This is a genomic window from Namhaeicola litoreus (assembly GCF_042679565.1).
In the GTDB taxonomy this organism is placed as follows: Bacteria; Bacteroidota; Bacteroidia; order Flavobacteriales; family Flavobacteriaceae; genus Namhaeicola; species Namhaeicola litoreus.
Genome location: NZ_JBHTMY010000002.1, coordinates 651,026 through 667,029, shown reverse-complemented (window position 1 = coordinate 667,029; position 16,004 = coordinate 651,026). Strand labels below are relative to the sequence as shown.

Here is a 16,004-nt window from a genome sequence, read left to right as displayed (position 1 = left end):
CATGACAAAAAAAGGAAAACTCATTGTTTTTTCTGCACCTTCCGGCTCGGGTAAAACTACCCTCGTTCACCATTTATTGAATCAGGAAAAACTAGGATTAGAATTTTCTATCTCTGCTACATCAAGACCCAAACGCGGACAAGAAATTGATGGTAAAGACTATCATTTTATTTCAAAAGAAAGATTTCAGGAACATATTAAAAACGACGATTTTTTAGAGTGGGAAGAGGTATATACAGACAATTTTTACGGCACACTTTTGTCTGAGGTAGAAAAGATTTGGCAAAATGGGAAAGTGGCTATTTTTGATATTGATGTCGTGGGTGGACTTCACATCAAAGAAAAATTTCCTCAGAATACATTGGCTGTATTTGTGCAACCTCCAAGCATAGAAGTAATGGAAACCAGGTTGCGAAATAGAAAGACAGATTCAGAAGAGAAGATCAAAGAGCGTTTGGAAAAGGCAGGCAAAGAATTAGAATTTGCAAAGGATTTCGATTATGTGTTGGTCAATGATAATTTGGAAAGCGCAAAGATAGAAGCAGAGAAAATTGTATCAGATTTTATAAAAAGCTAGGCTTACAGAAATGAAAATCGGACTTTTTTTTGGCACCTTTAATCCTATCCACATGGGACATATGATTATTGGAAATTATATGGCAGAATATTCTGACTTGGATGAGGTTTGGTTTGTGGTTACTCCACATAATCCACTCAAAAAGAAAAACTCTTTATTGGCCGATTTGCATAGATACAGAATGGTGGAAGAGGCGACAGAAGACTTTTCAAAACTCAAACCATCAAATATAGAATTCGGCCTTCCTCAACCTAATTATACTGTGAATACATTGGCCTATTTACAAGAGAAATATCCTGAGGAAGAGTTTTGTTTGATTATGGGAGAAGACAATCTCCAATCTTTGCACAAATGGAAGAATTTCGAGGTGCTTTTAGAGAATTACAGTCTTTACGTATATCCCAGAATGTTTTCAGAAAAGCAGGCCAATTTTGTAAACTATAAAGGGAAATACAAATTAATCGATGCGCCCATTGTAGAAATTTCATCTACTTTTATCCGCAAAGCAATTAAACAAAAAAAAGATATCCGCCCTATGTTACCTGAAAGGGTATGGAAATATATCGATCAAATGAATTTCTATAAATAGGTAACTATTTTTAACTTCCCATAAGATTCTTAAAACACAAAAAAGATGTTTACCTTTTTATCTTATGACATTAATAGATAGGTTTTGACAAATTTATGATGAAATGGATCTCTAAACAATCTCCGGAAAACAAAAAAATAGAGCAATTGTCTTTTGAACTGGGGATAGATAAAACACTCTCAAAATTATTGGTGATGAGAGGCATTGATGATTTTGAAAAAGCGAAGAAATTTTTTAGGCCAACCCTAAATGATTTACACGATCCTTTTTTGATGAAGGACATGCAAAAAGCCGTTGATAGAATACTATTGGCGATTCAAAAGGAGGAAGCGATTTTGATCTATGGTGATTATGATGTAGATGGAACTACCGCAGTTTCATTGGTTTATTCTTATTTACGAGAATTTTATCCTAAAGTAGCTACTTATATACCTGACAGATATGAGGAGGGTTATGGGATTTCATTTCAAGGAATTGATTTTGCATCGGATAATGAAATTACATTGATCATCGCATTAGACTGTGGGATAAAAGCCATCGATAAAGTGTTATACGCTAAAGAAAAAGGAATTGATTTTATTATTTGCGATCATCATAGACCTGGTGAGACTATCCCTGCTGCTGCAGCTGTTTTAGATCCTAAACGGACAGATTGCCCTTATCCATACGATGAACTTTGTGGGTGTGGTGTCGGGTTTAAATTAATTCAGGCATTGCAGTTTGCGAGAGGACTTGCTCAAAAGGCCCTCTATGAATATTTAGATCTAGTCGCCATTGCGATTGCCGCGGACATCGTTCCGGTTACAGGAGAAAACAGAATTTTGGCTACTTACGGTCTGAAAATGATCAATGAGAATCCTCGGCCCGGAATTGAAGCTATGCTTAAAAGCTCGACCAAATCACATTATACCATCACAGATCTGGTCTTTACCCTTGCTCCAAGGATCAATGCGGCGGGTAGAATGAAACACGGCCGATATGCCGTAGAAATTTTGACAGAAAGAAACATTGACAAAGCTCAAAAATACGCTGAAGTAATTGAAATAAACAACCAAGATAGAAGGGCGGTCGAGCAAGAGATAGAAAAAGAAGCACTTGCACAAATAATAGAACTTCAGGAGGAAAACCAATTCTCTACCGTGGTTTATGCCGAACATTGGCATAAAGGCGTTATTGGGATTGTCGCTTCCAGACTTATAGAAAATTATTACAGACCTACACTCGTATTTACCTCGAGCAATGGGAAATTAGCGGCTTCGGCAAGATCGGTTTCAGGTTTTGATGTGTATAATGCTTTGGAAGAATGTGCTGAATTTATTGAACAATTTGGGGGACATAAATACGCAGCTGGACTCACACTTTTACCTGAAAATTATGATCATTTCAAAAGAAAATTTGAAGAAGTAGTGAAGAATTCAATTCCAGAAACTTCATTGGAGCCTCAAATTTTGGTAGATTCAGAAATCGACCTAACCGAGATTACGCCCAAATTTTATCGGGTATTAAAGCAATTTGGTCCTTTTGGTCCGATGAATATGAAACCTGTATTTTTAACTACTGGCCTAAGAGACAATGGGTATGGCAGAAAAGTTGGGGCAGATGAAAAACATTTAAAAGTAAATGTCATCGGTGGAGGAGAAGGGCAAACCTATGGTGCCATTGGTTTTGGTTTGGGTCATAAATATCCTGTGATTTGCAGCGGAAAACCTTTTGACGCGGTGTTTACCATTGAAGAAAATCATTTTAACGGACAGGTGAGTTTACAGCTCAATTTAAAAGATATCTGTGCGGAAGATTTATCATAAAAAACGCCTATTGAAAAACTCAACAGGCGTTCTTAAACATGAAACACTTTAATTTAAAATCAATATTTTCTTATCCACACTTCGAATGTCCGCAACTTTTACAGGTTAAACAACCTTCGGCATAGATTAAGCCTTCGGGATCACCACATTCCTGACATTTTTTATCTGCCGCTTCTGCACCTTCAGGTACAAATCTTTTTAAAGCCCTTGAAACTCCGTTCTTCCAGGTGTTGATGTGTTCGTCGTAAAGGCTTAAATTCTGAATTAAATCTACGACATAAGGCATCGGCATTCCATGGCGCAATACCCCAGAGATTAATTTGGCATAATTCCAATATTCTTTGTCGAAAGATCTTGACAAACCTTCTATGGTTGTTTTATAACCTTCTTTATCAACATACTGAAAATCATATCTGGCATTTTTTTCGCCTGTACGTTTTTTGAGAACCCAACCTTTTTCTACCCATTGTGGTAAATTGAAAGAATCTTTCATTTTACCGGTAAAAATTTCATAGGGGCGATTATTGATAAGACCCACAACAGCCAGCCACTTTTCTGATTCGTTGTGAAAGCGAATAACCGCTGCCTCAATTTTCTTTGGTCGTTTTGGAAATGCTGTATCTTTATAAGACGTTGGTTTTTCCTCAGTTTTTTTCTTTTCTTTATTAGAAACAAGAATTCCACTTCGAGATCCATCGCGGTAAACGGTAATACCCTTTAACCCCTTTCTCCAAGAATCTAGATAAATATCACCTACTAGTTCTTCAGGTACATCACTGGCTAAATTAATCGTAGAGCTGATGGAATGGGTTGTATATTTTTGTACCATTGCCTGTAATTCAACTCTTTTTTCCCAGTTGATTTCAGGGGCTGTAGCACCAAAATAAGGACTCTTTGTTTCATCGGTTTCACCGGTTACTTCCATCCAGGTTTTTAATTTCTGGTGGTACACAGTAAACTCTTCAAAAGCATCACCTAAATCATCCACAAAATCTACCGAAGCATTTTGATTTGCCGAGTTGATCTTTCTTCTTCGCTTATAAGAGAGTAAAAAGACTGGCTCTATTCCAGATGATACCTGAGCAAGCATACTTAGCGATCCTGTTGGTGCCACCGTACTGATAGAGATATTTCTTCTCCCGTATTCCATCATACGATGATAGATTTCAGGGAATTCGGCCTTCATCATTTGAACAAATTCCGACTTGTCTTCAATATTTCTGTTAAATACTTCGAACGCTCCTCTTTCTATGGCCATATCGATACTGCTGTCGAATTCGCCAGAAAGTTTTGTACGCATCATTTTTTCAGCGGTTTTTAAGGCATCTTCACTGTCAAATTTAATCCCCAATGCAGCGATTGCATCGCCTAGTGCTGTAAAGCCTAAACCGGTTCTTCTTCCTTTTTTACCTGTTTCTTGTAATAATTTCCAGGTATCTACCTCTGTTTGTTTGATAAAATCAGGCTCCGGATCATTAGCGATTTTATCTAAAATTCTATCTACCGCTTCTAATTCCAGATCAACCAAATCATCCATCAATCTTTGTGATTCATAAACCACCTCATAGAACTTTTTATAATTAAATTTTGCTTTAGCGGTAAAGGGGTTTTCTACAAAATTGTACAAATTGATGGCAATTAATCTACAACTGTCTCCACCCTGCATGGCGATTTCAGAACAAGGATTTGTAGATGAATTTTTAAAGCCGGGATATAAGGAAGAAGTTGAGTAATAATGCTGTCTGTCCCAAAAAATCAATCCTGGTTCTGCTGTGTTATGGGCGCTTTTTATGATGGTATTCCACAACTCTTTGGCCTGTATCGTTTTGGTATATTTTGGCGATTTAGAATCAATGGGCCAACGCAAGGTAAATTCACTGTCATTTTCTACCGCCTGCATAAACTCGTCTGATAAACGAATGGAGATATTGGCTCCGGTTACTTTGGTGAGGTCTTGTTTTACCGTGATAAAATCTTCAATATCGGGATGTGCGATGTCCATTGTCAACATCAAAGCACCTCTTCTACCATTTTGGGCAACTTCTCGTGTGGTATTTGAAAATCTATGCATAAAAGATACCGCACCTGTAGTTGTTCCTGCGGCGTTAGATACTTCAGCATTCTTTGGTCTTAACTGAGAAATATCCACGCCAACTCCACAACGTCTTTTGAATAATTGGGCCATTTGCTGATCGGTTCTAAAAACTCCACCATAAGAATCATATGTAGGTGGAATAACGATGCAGTTAGACAAAGAGGCAATTACTTTTTTATTACCTAAACCGTACATCACACTCCCTTGAGGAATAACGTATTTGAAATCTTTAAAAAGCTGGTAAATGTCTTGCTCTCTTAATTCTTCTCTCTTCTTTCCGTAGTCTGAAAGCAGCTCTTTATTAAAGGTTGTTTGTGCATATTTAGATTCAATTCTCCCAAATTCTTTTGCCATTCTACGATGCATATCATCCGGACTTTTTTCTGAAAAATTGCCCTCATGGTCTTTTATAGCATATTTATTGATCCATGTGGTGGCTGCTAATTCATCGCCATTAAAATAGGCCATCGAGGCCTCTAATACTTCATCATAAGTAAATTTGTCCAGCTGTACTTTCTCTTCAGTCATTCTCAAATAAATTTTGGTTTTTTAAATCGATGCTTAAAATTAGAACAATTCATTTTTCATTTTTTTTAACACGCAGATTCTTATTAACAAATTACAGTTAATATTTTTTTTGAAGAAAAGAGGGAAATAAAATTGATGTTAAATTAAAAAACCCAATAGAATTGGGTTTATAGCATAAATAATTCATTATGATGGTAATAAGTTATTCGATTCCGTCGACATATTTTTGTAAGTACTTGAATTTTTCTGTCAACTTTCCATTTTTTGTCATTTGTGCCCTCTGTAAGATGCCGTCCTTATCTCCGTTAAAAAAAGCGGGAATGACTTCCTTTAAAAAGCTTTCCCCAAAACCTTCAGAAGCATCTCTTGGGAGTTCTGAAGGAAGTGTATCAACAGCCATTACTGCAATGGCACCGGCTTGCATAAAATCTACTTCAGACTCGGTTTTGGGGTCATAACCGTAATTCGGATCTGCAATGGTACAAGCGCGTAAAGTAGAAGCAACAGGTCCGTCTATATCACAACTGATATCTCCTACTACTTTGATTTTAAAATCAGGTCTTCGGGCATCTTCTCGCGTAAATAAATAGGGTGCGCCATCTCCATAAAAATGTCCGGCGATAAAAACATCGCTCACCTTTGCGAATTTCATAAAATCACTGTCGTATTGTTCAGGATGATCAAAAAAATCTTGCATGTTTAATACCTTGCCATCTTTTCTTTTATTATAATCCAATACATCGATCTGTGTAAAAACGGCTCCGTCAAAATCTTTGTTGAGAAAATCTTCCGGGGCTACCTCTTTAATGGATGCTGCGGCCAAAATTTCTTTAGCGGCATTTCCAACTCTACCTTTCCCTGTCAATACGATCTTAACCTTTGGAAAACTAATTTTATTGAGTTCCGTAATCAATTCCGCCTGATCTTTTAACAAATTTGCTCGAGGTAAGACATATGATTTAGTTTTTAGACCTAAGGTACGCAGACTATTATAAGCGCCTACAATTCCTGCATATCTTCCAAAAGCCACTACTCTGACACCATTGGGATAAGTGATCACTTCATGGTCATATAATTCTATATTCTTTTCTAGGATTGCCTTTAATAACTTTCTGTTATAAGGTTGTTTCTTGATGGTATGTGAAAAGAAAAAATATTTTTTATTTGGAATTAGGGCTTCAACCGGCACTTCTTTTACGCCTAAAAACACATCACAATCTTCTATTTGATCTTTTACTTCAACACCTTTTTGTCGGTATTCCTGATCAGAAAAAGTTCGATTGGTATCACTTTCAACAATTACCCTAGCCTGAGGAAACATTTGTTGAAGCTCATCTGCTGCATTGGGAGATAAAACCGCTCTTTTGTCGGGTGGATTTTTTCTTTCTTTAATAATGGCGAACTTCATAGGCAAAGAGTTATAGTAAAAATTGGTATAGAATTTGCTCAAAAGTATTTGGTTTTGGCAATATATTCAAATTAATGCATGAGATTTTTATACCTTTGTCAATTAAGTTCTTTACAATTTTGGGGATGACCGGTTTTGACTGCAAGATCAGTCGGATTATAAGCATGTCGAGTCATGAAATAGATCTCGTAAAACGCGATTTCACAACTATAAACGGCGAAGATAACTACGCTTTAGCTGCTTAATCTGAATTCACAGTAGGATGAGCCTCGTTCCGCAAGGCGGAAAAGCTAAATGTCTCTAGAGGGCCCTGGTATACGGCAATCTGTATAGAGGCATCGTGAAAGTAAACCTAGAAATACAATGGCTTCTTTTGTATTTTGAAACTCTATGAAGCTAGGCTTGTGGTAGAATGTTTTTAGTCGGCCACCGGCAGAAAATCAAATAAAAACTAAGCATGTAGAAAGTAATTTGGTTGCTTGTTTGGACGAGGGTTCGAGTCCCTCCATCTCCACTTTTATCAACCGTAGGTAATATAAAATAATTATCTACGGTTTTTTTTATTGTAAATCAAACCCATATATCCACCAGAATTATTGTGTTTTGATAGATTCAACCCTATTATATAGGGTCTATCATTGCGTGTTATTGGATGTTTAAATAGTTATAAAACTCTTCTATTGTGGCCAGTAAATGCTTCTGTTTTTGCAATGAGAATTTGGATGTCTTTTGGTTATAAACATTTTCTTTTCATCTTGCTTTTAGTGCTTTTCATTTCTTTATCAATAGGCTTTTGTATTCGCAAATGGTCCCAATTCTGATGAATTTTAGCTGCGTTAAACCGTTCTATACATGCAGCAGTAAATTTCGGTTAACCAGATCTTTGCTCTGTTATACCCGACCCATCACTAATATCATGTAGAGCATATTTTTGACACTCTGTCTACTTCGCAATTTTGGCTCAGTAAGTTGTAATTCATCCGCTGCCAAGCTAGGATGTTTTATCTTTCGAAGATCTAATCTCTCAATACTAAAATCCCAATATGCAGGTGTGGGTAAAATTAATTCTTGACAGACCATTTTATTAAAAAAGGTTGCACTCCTTTTTTTAATTCAATAACTTTAGGCCAAGGTCCTCTAAGTTTGCTGAAAAGGTTGGGTTGTATTCTTGCTTTATCCTCGGGTTAGGGTTGGGAATTGTAAATTTTTAACAGAAGTAATATGAAAAATATGCGACAAAAAACCTTTAATCGGTCATTAATCACTCTCCATTTTTTGCTCGTACTTTTTTTATTGATCGGATGTGAGAAGACGGAGACGGTTACCATGGAAGTGACTGCCTCCGCTTATAACTCAACGAAAGCCCAAACCAATCCTGACCATCCCACAACGACCGCCTGGGGTGATGAATTAAAACCAGGGATGAAATGTATTGCCGTGTCGAGAGACCTCATTGTTTTAGGACTTAAACACAATACCGAAGTGAAGATATCGGGGCTTCCCGGCACTTATAAAGTGCTGGATAAAATGCATAGGAAGTGGCAAAAAAGGATCGATATCTATATGGGTAACGACATCACTGCGGCAAGAAACTGGGGGAAGAAAAAAGTGACCATTAGCTGGGAAAAAGAAAAAAAATAGTGGTCATATCATCACCTCTTTTGCCCCTTATCAGTTTCTGCTATACAGGTCTACTTTTCTAATGAGTTACGCTTCATCAAATATCCTATTTAAAGGTTGCGATCATTTATGCGTTTTTTTTGGGTTTTAAGGGGCTGTATGAGTCTTTTGAATTCGATGGATTTTTGTGGTGTTGATCCTCTTTTATTTTTTAATGTTGTTTTCATACATCTTTATCCATTCCTCGACAGATAGTTTTGTGCATAGTTCTCCGATTAATCCATACGGGATGTCATCGATTTTATTAAATCGCATACAGCTTTTACCCATATCTAATTTGCGGTTTGAATGTTTTGGAAATTCACTCACAAACCAATCATACAATCCTTTATCTGCATAAATTCCGCTATGATACACATTGATAGAGTTTTTTTGAGAAGCAATATTCATAAAGGGTAGTGGCAATTCGGGAGAGCAATGATAACCAGCAGCGTAGATAGCATGAGGAACATAATATCCAATCATCCCATAATTTATTCCTTCTTCAAATCCTTTGGGTAAATTGTCCAAGATTACCTCGCGCAGTTTTTTAATGGCTACTTTTCTGTCTTCAGGAAGTTGATTTATGTATTCGTCCGGTGTAGATGCTTCGTATTTCATAGATTTATCATTTAATCATTTATTGTATAGTTATATGTTGCTGATCTACGATTTTCTTTACCCTGTCTGGATAGTCGGAAATCATACCGTCAACACCTAATTTTATCATGGATAAAATATCTTTTTCTTTGTTGACAGTCCAAGGAATGATCTGTAGATTATTTTCTTTACAATACCTGACAGATTTAGCTTGGACCAATCGATAATAAGGACTATAGATTTCGGGGGTAAAGCCCAATTTTTTGATGTTTTTTTCTACGGAACCCACATTCTCGACGAGAAGGGCCAATGGAATCTCAGGAGCCAGTTTTCTGATGATCTGCAGCGTTTCATGATCAAAAGACTGAATGGTTGTCCTTTCTTCTATGTGAAGTATTTTTATCTGTTCGAGAACAAGTTGCACAAACTCTTGCACAGGCGGATGAAAAATACCATCCCATTTTGGATTTCGTTTTATTTCTATGCTGTACAAAGGTTTTTTGCTCTGACGAGTTTTGGTAAAACTTTCTACTTCTTCAACCACTTGTTGAAGTAAAGGTTTGACCGCCGGTATTTTTTCTTGTTCAGGGAAGTGGGGATGTGGTTTAAGCCCCACATCATATTTTACTATATCCTCATATGTAAGCAGGTATAAGTTGTATTGCTTTTCGGTATTTCGGGTAATAAATTCTCCGTTAGGGTCCGTAGCAATGTTATGCGAAAAATAGGGTTCATGTGAAACAACAACCTGTAGGTCTTTAGAAAGAGCAATATCCATTTCCAGTGTAGTTACCCCAATTTCCAAGGCCTTTATAAAAGCTGCAATTGTATTCTCGGGCATCAACCCACGGCAACCTCTATGTCCTTGGAGATCTATTTTATACTGGCTCTGCGAAAAAGTGTGTGTGAGGAGCATGATAAGGAGAATCATTTTTTTCATTTTTTTGGTTTGTCGCGCAGAGGAGATAACACTTCATTATTTAGCTTTAAGAAATGAACTGGGTTTCTGTGATATAAAAATACTGATATTTTTAGCTAAATCCGATCACAAGAAGAACTGTTTGGATACGGCTTATTTTAAGTAATTTGAAAAGGGTTATGTAATACAGATCGGGAAACGTAAAAAACCACCCCGAAGGGTGGCCGAATAAAAGACTATTCTAAGAGGGGGTATGGGTTAATGACTGTTTGGAATAAAAGTTAACATGCAATAAATTTTTTTTAATTTTTCTTCTTTAAGTCAAAGTATTCAGAATTGGCAGATTCTTTTATCGCACTAGACATTTGGAAAAGGACCTCAGAGACACCTCTATCGCTGGCTTCAAAAGTGAGCACTTTTTTTTGTTCAATACCAAATTTAGCCCCTTCCACAATGGCATCTTGATTCGCTGCCAAATAAATAAAATGCCAGTTCTGCTGCTTTTCAAGCGCTGTGATCTGCTTTTTAATTTGTTTTTCTGAAAATTCTCTGCTGGCGTTTTCCTGACCATCCGTTAGAATAACGATCAGCACTTTATTGGGTTTAGGTTTCGTTTGTTGTAATCTAGCTGTTGTTTGCCCTATCAAGATACCAATAGCATCGAAAAGGGCAGTTGTGCCTCGTGGCTCAAAATTCTTACGGCTCAATTTTTTCGCATTTTTGATGTTTTCGGCAGTGTACAAAACTTCGTATTGATCGTCAAATTGGATGAGGGATAATTTGGCCTGAATATTGGCTTGGTTTTGTTCCAATAAAAAACTGTTGAACGCTTTGATGGTTGCTTTTTTAATGGTTTCCATAGAACCTGAGCGATCTAAAAGAATGGTGATGTCTGTGTAATTTTTCATGATCTTTCTGTTTTTTGATTAAATTCGTTACAAGTTTAATCCCATCAATGGCAGTCTTTCTGCAACTCAAAAAAATGCCGCAAAATTTAAATGCCCTTATCCGATACAAACAAATAGATCTCTGTTTGCGAAATCCTTATCTCAAAGCAACCATTGATGTGCTTCAAAAAAAATGTTCTGCGCAGTTGGCCGAGCACAGAGGGGTCTATAAACTGGTTTCGGAAAGAACGATCAGGGATGATATCAGGGTAATGCGCAGCAACGCATTGGGATTTGATGCGCCTATCGTTGTGTCGAATGGCGTGTATTCGTATGAAGATCCGAAATACAGCATTTTTAATACAACCGTAAATGACCTCGACTTATTGACCACACTAACTGAATTGTTGATCAAAGAACAAAAGAATTTTAAGAATCCCGAACTGTTACAATTGATCGAAAGGTTAAAAGAGATGACGGGAGTAGAGGAGGAAGACATGTACAAGGCCGTGCAAAAAACGGAGCTCATGGAGCCGATTTTGTATCAGGATAAAACAGATGAAGTGCTGGAGTCGATCAGTTTTTCATTAAATGAACCCTACCTTTCTTGGGGAACTTTTTTTGAGGGATTATATTAATTTCCTCAGGTTTTCGTTGGTTACTTTCAATTTTTACTTGCCTGTTTAATGTGATTTAATCGCAATACTTTTAAAGAAAAAGCGCAGTGTCAAAATGACATTTATTTGATTGAAAAAGACATAATTATTCTGAATTTTTGACATTTTATAGCGTGATATCCATGAAATAAGGGCATAAATTGTGATTCATTCAAATTGGTATTTTATTTGTATATCTGGCTATGAAATCTACAATGATTTCAAATTTGAAATAATGTTTAACCTAAATTTTTAAATGATGAGCAATTTAGTTAATGTTCCTAAAACCGGAAGTTTAGTGAAGACAAATTCAAATATAAACTTCCCAACTTGGTCTCATTGGATAGATGATATTTTTAACAGAGACCTACCTTCTGTATTTCCTTCAAATTTTAATACAGGAATAACTTTGCCAAAAGTAAATATCAAAGAAAATCCTGATGCCTATATGGTAGAAATGGCGGTTCCCGGTCTTAAAAAAACAGATTTCCATATTGACCTCGATAACCAGGTATTATCAATTTCTACTGAAACAAAAGAAGAAACAGAAGAGAAAGATGTCAACTATACCCGCAGGGAGTTCGGATACGCCTCTTTCAAAAGAACCTTTAGTTTGCCGGAAACCGTAGATGAAGAAAAAATAAAGGCAAATTACAGCGAAGGCATTTTAAGTATTCATTTACCTAAAAAGGAAGAGGCGAAGCAAAAGCCAGCCAGATCGATTAAAATTTCTTAAAAATTTTAAAATGCATCTATGTGAAAGATGAGGCTGTAATTAAAGCCTCATCTTCCGTTGCTATTTTTCTTTTGATTCTAGATGTCAATTTGTAATACTAAAAAAATGAAAAAGTATATTGTATTGTTCAGTGCAGTTTTAATGAGTATAAGTTGCTCGGGGCAAGAAAGGGAGACCAAAGAAGCTCAAATAAAGGAAAAGGATAATAGTATGGTCCAAGGGCCTAAAGGAAGCTGGGAAGTAAATAAAGAATTTGATGAAAACGGAAACTTGATCAGATATGACAGTATTTATTCTTGGTCTTCCGGTAATTTGGGTAATCTTTCAACCATCGAAAGAGATAGTTTGATACAATCATTTAAATCTAGATTTTTTACCAATTTTTCAGGTCTTAAAAATCAGGGTTTTGAAGATTTGTTTTCTGACGATTCACTTTTTAGTAAACAGTTTTTTGATGACGATTTTTTTGAAAGTGATTTTGGAAAGGATTTTATGGATATTGATAAAATAAGACAACAAATGCTTGAGCGTCAGAAAATGTTTTTAGAAAAATATCAGTCAGAATATACAAAACCCCAAGAAGATAAAAAATCAAGAGCTGAGATATGAAATGACGAGGTTGCACTTAAGGTGTTGGCTTTGTTATTTTGTTGTTTCACTGACTTAACATTTCTACGGTTAGTTTGATGCGATACTGCTCCCTAACTAGGGTTTTGTTATCGTAGTACTTAATTTGGCCTTATTATTTCTGAATCAATTTGCGCAATGATATTTGCGGATAAGATATTAAACGCTTTAAATCGCTCAATTGAGCGAGCCTGTCTAAAAGCTATTTCTGTACAAACAGTATAAAATTCCATATCCTTCATCATGTTTGTATAGTCGAATGGTACATAAGGCCAGGGCTCTTTTGTGTAGTCTCTGTAGAGGTATTTTCTGTACATAGGAACAGACATATTCTCAAATAGAATATTCATTCTTTCCATCTCGGCTATATCCAACATATCCATTTCTACATCGAATAGATTTACAATCGCTTTTCTCAAGTCACTGTTTGAAATCAAATCGAGCCCCTGACTCTTTAAATTTTCATAAGAAGCATAAGAAAAATCCGGGTCCCAAAAACCCCAAAAGTTTGTAAAATATTCATTCATACTTGCATCATGCGGTGTTTTATCTTCAAAAAATGAAATGATCTTTAAATTATTTTGATTTACTTCATTAATCGTTCTAATACCTTCTTGTAAGTTGTCAATGTTTGCTTGCATATCTTCTTTTAAAGCAATGAGCATCTGAACCTCTTTCTGCCTTATTTTTCTTTGTTCATTCCAATTATTGACTTGTAAGGCTAGAAGAATACCAATCATAACTAGTACAATTTCTCCGATAGCGTATTTCAAATACCTGGCCGTTTTTCCACCTAAGATGAGTTGTTTTCGGATATTTCTAAAGAATTTGATCATAAGTGTTACATTTTATTATCCGGCTAGGAATTGACTTTTTTATAATTCTCAATTTCATTTCTCAAATGGGCATTCTTTAACTTATATGTTTCGAGATTTATAAAAATGAAATGGCTCTGTTTAAGAAATCTTGTTAAAATATTGATTCCCCAAGTGGAATTAATCAATTCGCTATAGTTAGTATGATATTGATTGTTGGTCATTTGCCAATTGGGAATTGAATTAGATTCGTTCAATCCAATAAGGCCATCCCTCGAATCGTATATATCACTTGTATTAAAATCTATTGATTCCGCAATATTTCCGTAGATTTCAGTTGACCATGCCAGGTATGGGGTTTCATAATATACTATGATAGCATTTATAAGGTCTTCATCATTTATTTTATTTATAAATCCATCATTTATCAATGAAAGATAGGTGCTTTTTTTATTTGTATATTTTCTATAATCTAAAGCTGAATTAAACAAGGTTCCCAATTCATCATTTGATAATGTCAATTTTTGGTCAGCTGATTTGAGTAAAAACTGAATGGAACTGGTATTATCTGAATAGAAGGTAAATAATTCATTCATCCGCTCTAGATCTTGATTTAAGTCATGGTAAAGGCCATCCATATATTTTAAAACCTTAGCTTCATCATCAGCCTTTGATTTCAAAGTGTTTAGTTGTATGGCAATCAATATGCCTATCACGACAAGAAAAATCTCTCCAAATGCATAAAGCAAATATTTGCTGAACCTGCCCGTTTTCTCTTCTGAGAATAGTTGTTTGCGGATGTGTCTAAAGAATTTGATCATTTCGTTTTTTTTTTAATAGATATACGGTGCAGGTAAGCAACAGTTTTCTATCTCATTTCCCTCAATTGGTTAATTTCAGCAATCTTTTTTATCGCATTTTTGTTTTCAGGATTAAGAAACAGGGATTTGGCATAATTCTTTATCGCGTTATTCCAATCTTTCTTGATGAAATGGGCTTCTCCCAGGCTGTCGTATAAATTTGAATTATTTGGCATAATTTCTACTCCATATTCAAACACTTTTATGGCTCCATTGGGATTTTTTATATCGTTCATCCATTCATATCCTATTTCGTTAATAACATTGTCAAAACCATTATTCAAAAACTCCTGCTCTGTTATTTCATTATCCCCTAAATATTCCTGTAGAAATAAGACTGGATTTTCGGGGTTGTTATACTTTTTGTAATGTAAATATCCCTTTGAGTTTTTCGGAAAAAGTTCTGCAATCATTGTACGATGATTCCCTTTCTTCAACTCTTTTTTTAAATCCAATTCTATGAATTCCGAAAAATCATGATAAAGATATACCCTTATTTTTAGCGTTTTTAAATCATAAATTGTAGAATATTGCGTAGGTGCTAATCTAGATTGTGCAAAGTTCTGCATGGCATTTGAACAATATTCAAGAGTGGGTTTTGTCTCGGTCGAATGAATAAAATTTTGTCCTTTTTGAAAATAATCCAGCTTTACGTCACCTAAAGATTCTATTTGTGAATAGTAGAAATTTGAAAATGTTTTTTCGGATTCATCACCCATAAACATTTCATCGCCCTCTACGATCAAATAAGTACCCGATTTATCTACAAAGACCAGCTGACCATTGGCCAATGAATATAAATTAATTGTCTGCAGATATTTTTTAACATCTTCAACATGGGTCATGGTTTGCATCACATTTCTTATTGCGTCTGCTATTGGGATCTCTAATTTTCCATCTATATTCTTTACCTCCAGATATGGTTCCCAAAATCCATCAAAAACTAAACCTGATTCATTCATTGCACCTTGTGCAAAGTTGTTGAGCAGTCCCATATACATAACACCAAAAGTATTTTTAGTTCCTGTTTCGAACCAAAATTGACTGTTAGGGCTAAAATAATCTTCATTATTCCCTACAATAGTTCTTCCATTTTTGGTAAGCTTATACATACTGCAGGCCGTTCCTGTTGTGGGAATTAACAAAACGATCGTGATGTAAATAAAAAACACATGTTTCATGAGATATTTGTTTTATGCTAAATGTTCGATATATAATACGAGCTTTGGTAAAAATCAAATGG

16 protein-coding genes and 1 other RNA gene are annotated in these 16,004 nt (G+C 35.6%); 8 read left to right on the top strand and 9 right to left on the bottom strand.

Annotated features, from left to right (window positions below; translation table 11 throughout):
- The first annotated feature begins 1 nt into the window (after window position 1).
- From gmk to recJ, 3 genes are all read left to right on the top strand, one after another.
- Complete coding sequence (gmk, locus tag ACFQ39_RS04810) at window positions 2-577, top strand: guanylate kinase (protein WP_377176850.1); 576 nt, start codon at window positions 2-4, stop codon at window positions 575-577.
- A gap of 10 nt (window positions 578-587) precedes the next feature.
- Window positions 588-1,166, top strand: coding sequence for a nicotinate (nicotinamide) nucleotide adenylyltransferase (nadD, locus tag ACFQ39_RS04805; protein ID WP_377176849.1), 579 nt, complete (start codon window positions 588-590; stop codon window positions 1,164-1,166).
- A 98-nt stretch (window positions 1,167-1,264) separates the two neighbouring features.
- Window positions 1,265-2,971, top strand: coding sequence for a single-stranded-DNA-specific exonuclease RecJ (gene recJ / locus ACFQ39_RS04800; protein WP_377177536.1), 1,707 nt, complete (start codon window positions 1,265-1,267; stop codon window positions 2,969-2,971).
- A 70-nt stretch (window positions 2,972-3,041) separates the two neighbouring features.
- Here recJ and ACFQ39_RS04795 read toward each other — a convergent pair whose 3' ends face one another.
- Both ACFQ39_RS04795 and ACFQ39_RS04790 read right to left on the bottom strand, forming a co-directional pair.
- On the bottom strand, window positions 3,042-5,594 hold the full coding sequence (locus ACFQ39_RS04795) for an adenosylcobalamin-dependent ribonucleoside-diphosphate reductase (RefSeq protein WP_377176848.1): 2,553 nt from the start codon (window positions 5,592-5,594) through the stop codon (window positions 3,042-3,044).
- A gap of 202 nt (window positions 5,595-5,796) precedes the next feature.
- Window positions 5,797-7,002, bottom strand: coding sequence for an NAD(P)-dependent oxidoreductase (locus tag ACFQ39_RS04790; protein WP_377176847.1), 1,206 nt, complete (start codon window positions 7,000-7,002; stop codon window positions 5,797-5,799).
- Window positions 7,003-7,123: 121 nt separating this feature from the next.
- On the opposite strand from ACFQ39_RS04790, the gene ssrA reads away from it, so the two are divergent.
- Window positions 7,124-7,519: a transfer-messenger RNA gene (ssrA, locus tag ACFQ39_RS04785) on the top strand.
- Between the two features lie 374 nt (window positions 7,520-7,893).
- Here the strand turns inward: ssrA and ACFQ39_RS04780 are convergent.
- Complete coding sequence (locus tag ACFQ39_RS04780) at window positions 7,894-8,082, bottom strand: hypothetical protein (RefSeq protein ID WP_377176846.1); 189 nt, start codon at window positions 8,080-8,082, stop codon at window positions 7,894-7,896.
- A 141-nt stretch (window positions 8,083-8,223) separates the two neighbouring features.
- Here ACFQ39_RS04780 and ACFQ39_RS04775 point away from each other — a divergent pair, with 141 nt between their 5' ends.
- Window positions 8,224-8,643: a 3D domain-containing protein gene (locus ACFQ39_RS04775; RefSeq protein WP_377176845.1), complete on the top strand. Its 420-nt coding sequence runs from the start codon at window positions 8,224-8,226 to the stop codon at window positions 8,641-8,643.
- 183 nt (window positions 8,644-8,826) lie between these two features.
- Here the strand turns inward: ACFQ39_RS04775 and ACFQ39_RS04770 are convergent, their stop codons facing one another.
- The 3 genes from ACFQ39_RS04770 to ACFQ39_RS04760 all read right to left on the bottom strand — a co-directional run bounded on the left by ACFQ39_RS04770 (window position 8,827) and on the right by ACFQ39_RS04760 (window position 11,088).
- On the bottom strand, window positions 8,827-9,282 hold the full coding sequence (locus ACFQ39_RS04770) for a DUF1801 domain-containing protein (RefSeq protein ID WP_377176844.1): 456 nt from the start codon (window positions 9,280-9,282) through the stop codon (window positions 8,827-8,829).
- Between the two features lie 19 nt (window positions 9,283-9,301).
- On the bottom strand, window positions 9,302-10,192 hold the full coding sequence (locus ACFQ39_RS04765; RefSeq protein ID WP_377176843.1) for a glycerophosphodiester phosphodiesterase: 891 nt from the start codon (window positions 10,190-10,192) through the stop codon (window positions 9,302-9,304).
- Between the two features lie 290 nt (window positions 10,193-10,482).
- On the bottom strand, window positions 10,483-11,088 hold the full coding sequence (locus ACFQ39_RS04760; RefSeq protein WP_377176842.1) for a vWA domain-containing protein: 606 nt from the start codon (window positions 11,086-11,088) through the stop codon (window positions 10,483-10,485).
- Window positions 11,089-11,135: 47 nt separating this feature from the next.
- Here ACFQ39_RS04760 and ACFQ39_RS04755 point away from each other — a divergent pair, with 47 nt between their 5' ends.
- From ACFQ39_RS04755 to ACFQ39_RS04745, 3 genes are all read left to right on the top strand, one after another.
- Entirely contained in the window at window positions 11,136-11,705 is a 570-nt protein-coding gene (locus ACFQ39_RS04755) for a hypothetical protein (protein WP_377176841.1), read from the top strand.
- Window positions 11,706-11,982: 277 nt separating this feature from the next.
- A complete protein-coding gene (locus ACFQ39_RS04750) occupies window positions 11,983-12,459 on the top strand; it encodes an Hsp20/alpha crystallin family protein (protein WP_377176840.1) in 477 nt (158 codons plus the stop codon).
- A gap of 105 nt (window positions 12,460-12,564) precedes the next feature.
- Window positions 12,565-13,068 (top strand): hypothetical protein, encoded by a 504-nt coding sequence (locus ACFQ39_RS04745; protein ID WP_377176839.1) that lies wholly within the window; start codon window positions 12,565-12,567, stop codon window positions 13,066-13,068.
- Window positions 13,069-13,187: 119 nt separating this feature from the next.
- Here ACFQ39_RS04745 and ACFQ39_RS04740 read toward each other — a convergent pair whose 3' ends face one another.
- The 3 genes from ACFQ39_RS04740 to ACFQ39_RS04730 are packed head-to-tail and all read right to left on the bottom strand — an operon-like array spanning window position 13,188 to window position 15,942.
- Window positions 13,188-13,922, bottom strand: a complete 735-nt coding sequence (locus ACFQ39_RS04740; protein ID WP_377176838.1) for a DUF6090 family protein — start codon at window positions 13,920-13,922, stop codon at window positions 13,188-13,190.
- A gap of 23 nt (window positions 13,923-13,945) precedes the next feature.
- The gene (locus ACFQ39_RS04735; RefSeq protein ID WP_377176837.1) at window positions 13,946-14,722 is read right to left on the bottom strand and encodes a DUF6090 family protein; all 777 of its coding nucleotides are present in this window, start codon (window positions 14,720-14,722) and stop codon (window positions 13,946-13,948) included.
- A 47-nt stretch (window positions 14,723-14,769) separates the two neighbouring features.
- Entirely contained in the window at window positions 14,770-15,942 is a 1,173-nt protein-coding gene (locus tag ACFQ39_RS04730) for a linear amide C-N hydrolase (protein WP_377176836.1), read from the bottom strand.
- Between the last annotated feature and the right edge of the window lie 62 nt (window positions 15,943-16,004).

Bases quoted from the DNA above. Each gene is read 5' to 3' on its own strand.
- gmk (WP_377176850.1), top strand. From the start codon at position 2: ATGACAAAAAAAGGAAAACTCATTGTTTTTTCTGCACCTTCCGGCTCG.
- nadD (WP_377176849.1), top strand. From the start codon at position 588: ATGAAAATCGGACTTTTTTTTGGCACCTTTAATCCTATCCACATGGGA.
- recJ (WP_377177536.1), top strand. From the start codon at position 1,265: ATGAAATGGATCTCTAAACAATCTCCGGAAAACAAAAAAATAGAGCAA.
- ACFQ39_RS04795 (WP_377176848.1), bottom strand. From the start codon at position 5,594: ATGACTGAAGAGAAAGTACAGCTGGACAAATTTACTTATGATGAAGTA.
- ACFQ39_RS04790 (WP_377176847.1), bottom strand. From the start codon at position 7,002: ATGAAGTTCGCCATTATTAAAGAAAGAAAAAATCCACCCGACAAAAGA.
- ACFQ39_RS04780 (WP_377176846.1), bottom strand. From the start codon at position 8,082: ATGGTCTGTCAAGAATTAATTTTACCCACACCTGCATATTGGGATTTT.
- ACFQ39_RS04775 (WP_377176845.1), top strand. From the start codon at position 8,224: ATGAAAAATATGCGACAAAAAACCTTTAATCGGTCATTAATCACTCTC.
- ACFQ39_RS04770 (WP_377176844.1), bottom strand. From the start codon at position 9,282: ATGAAATACGAAGCATCTACACCGGACGAATACATAAATCAACTTCCT.
- ACFQ39_RS04765 (WP_377176843.1), bottom strand. From the start codon at position 10,192: ATGATTCTCCTTATCATGCTCCTCACACACACTTTTTCGCAGAGCCAG.
- ACFQ39_RS04760 (WP_377176842.1), bottom strand. From the start codon at position 11,088: ATGAAAAATTACACAGACATCACCATTCTTTTAGATCGCTCAGGTTCT.
- ACFQ39_RS04755 (WP_377176841.1), top strand. From the start codon at position 11,136: ATGGCAGTCTTTCTGCAACTCAAAAAAATGCCGCAAAATTTAAATGCC.
- ACFQ39_RS04750 (WP_377176840.1), top strand. From the start codon at position 11,983: ATGAGCAATTTAGTTAATGTTCCTAAAACCGGAAGTTTAGTGAAGACA.
- ACFQ39_RS04745 (WP_377176839.1), top strand. From the start codon at position 12,565: ATGAAAAAGTATATTGTATTGTTCAGTGCAGTTTTAATGAGTATAAGT.
- ACFQ39_RS04740 (WP_377176838.1), bottom strand. From the start codon at position 13,922: ATGATCAAATTCTTTAGAAATATCCGAAAACAACTCATCTTAGGTGGA.
- ACFQ39_RS04735 (WP_377176837.1), bottom strand. From the start codon at position 14,722: ATGATCAAATTCTTTAGACACATCCGCAAACAACTATTCTCAGAAGAG.
- ACFQ39_RS04730 (WP_377176836.1), bottom strand. From the start codon at position 15,942: ATGAAACATGTGTTTTTTATTTACATCACGATCGTTTTGTTAATTCCC.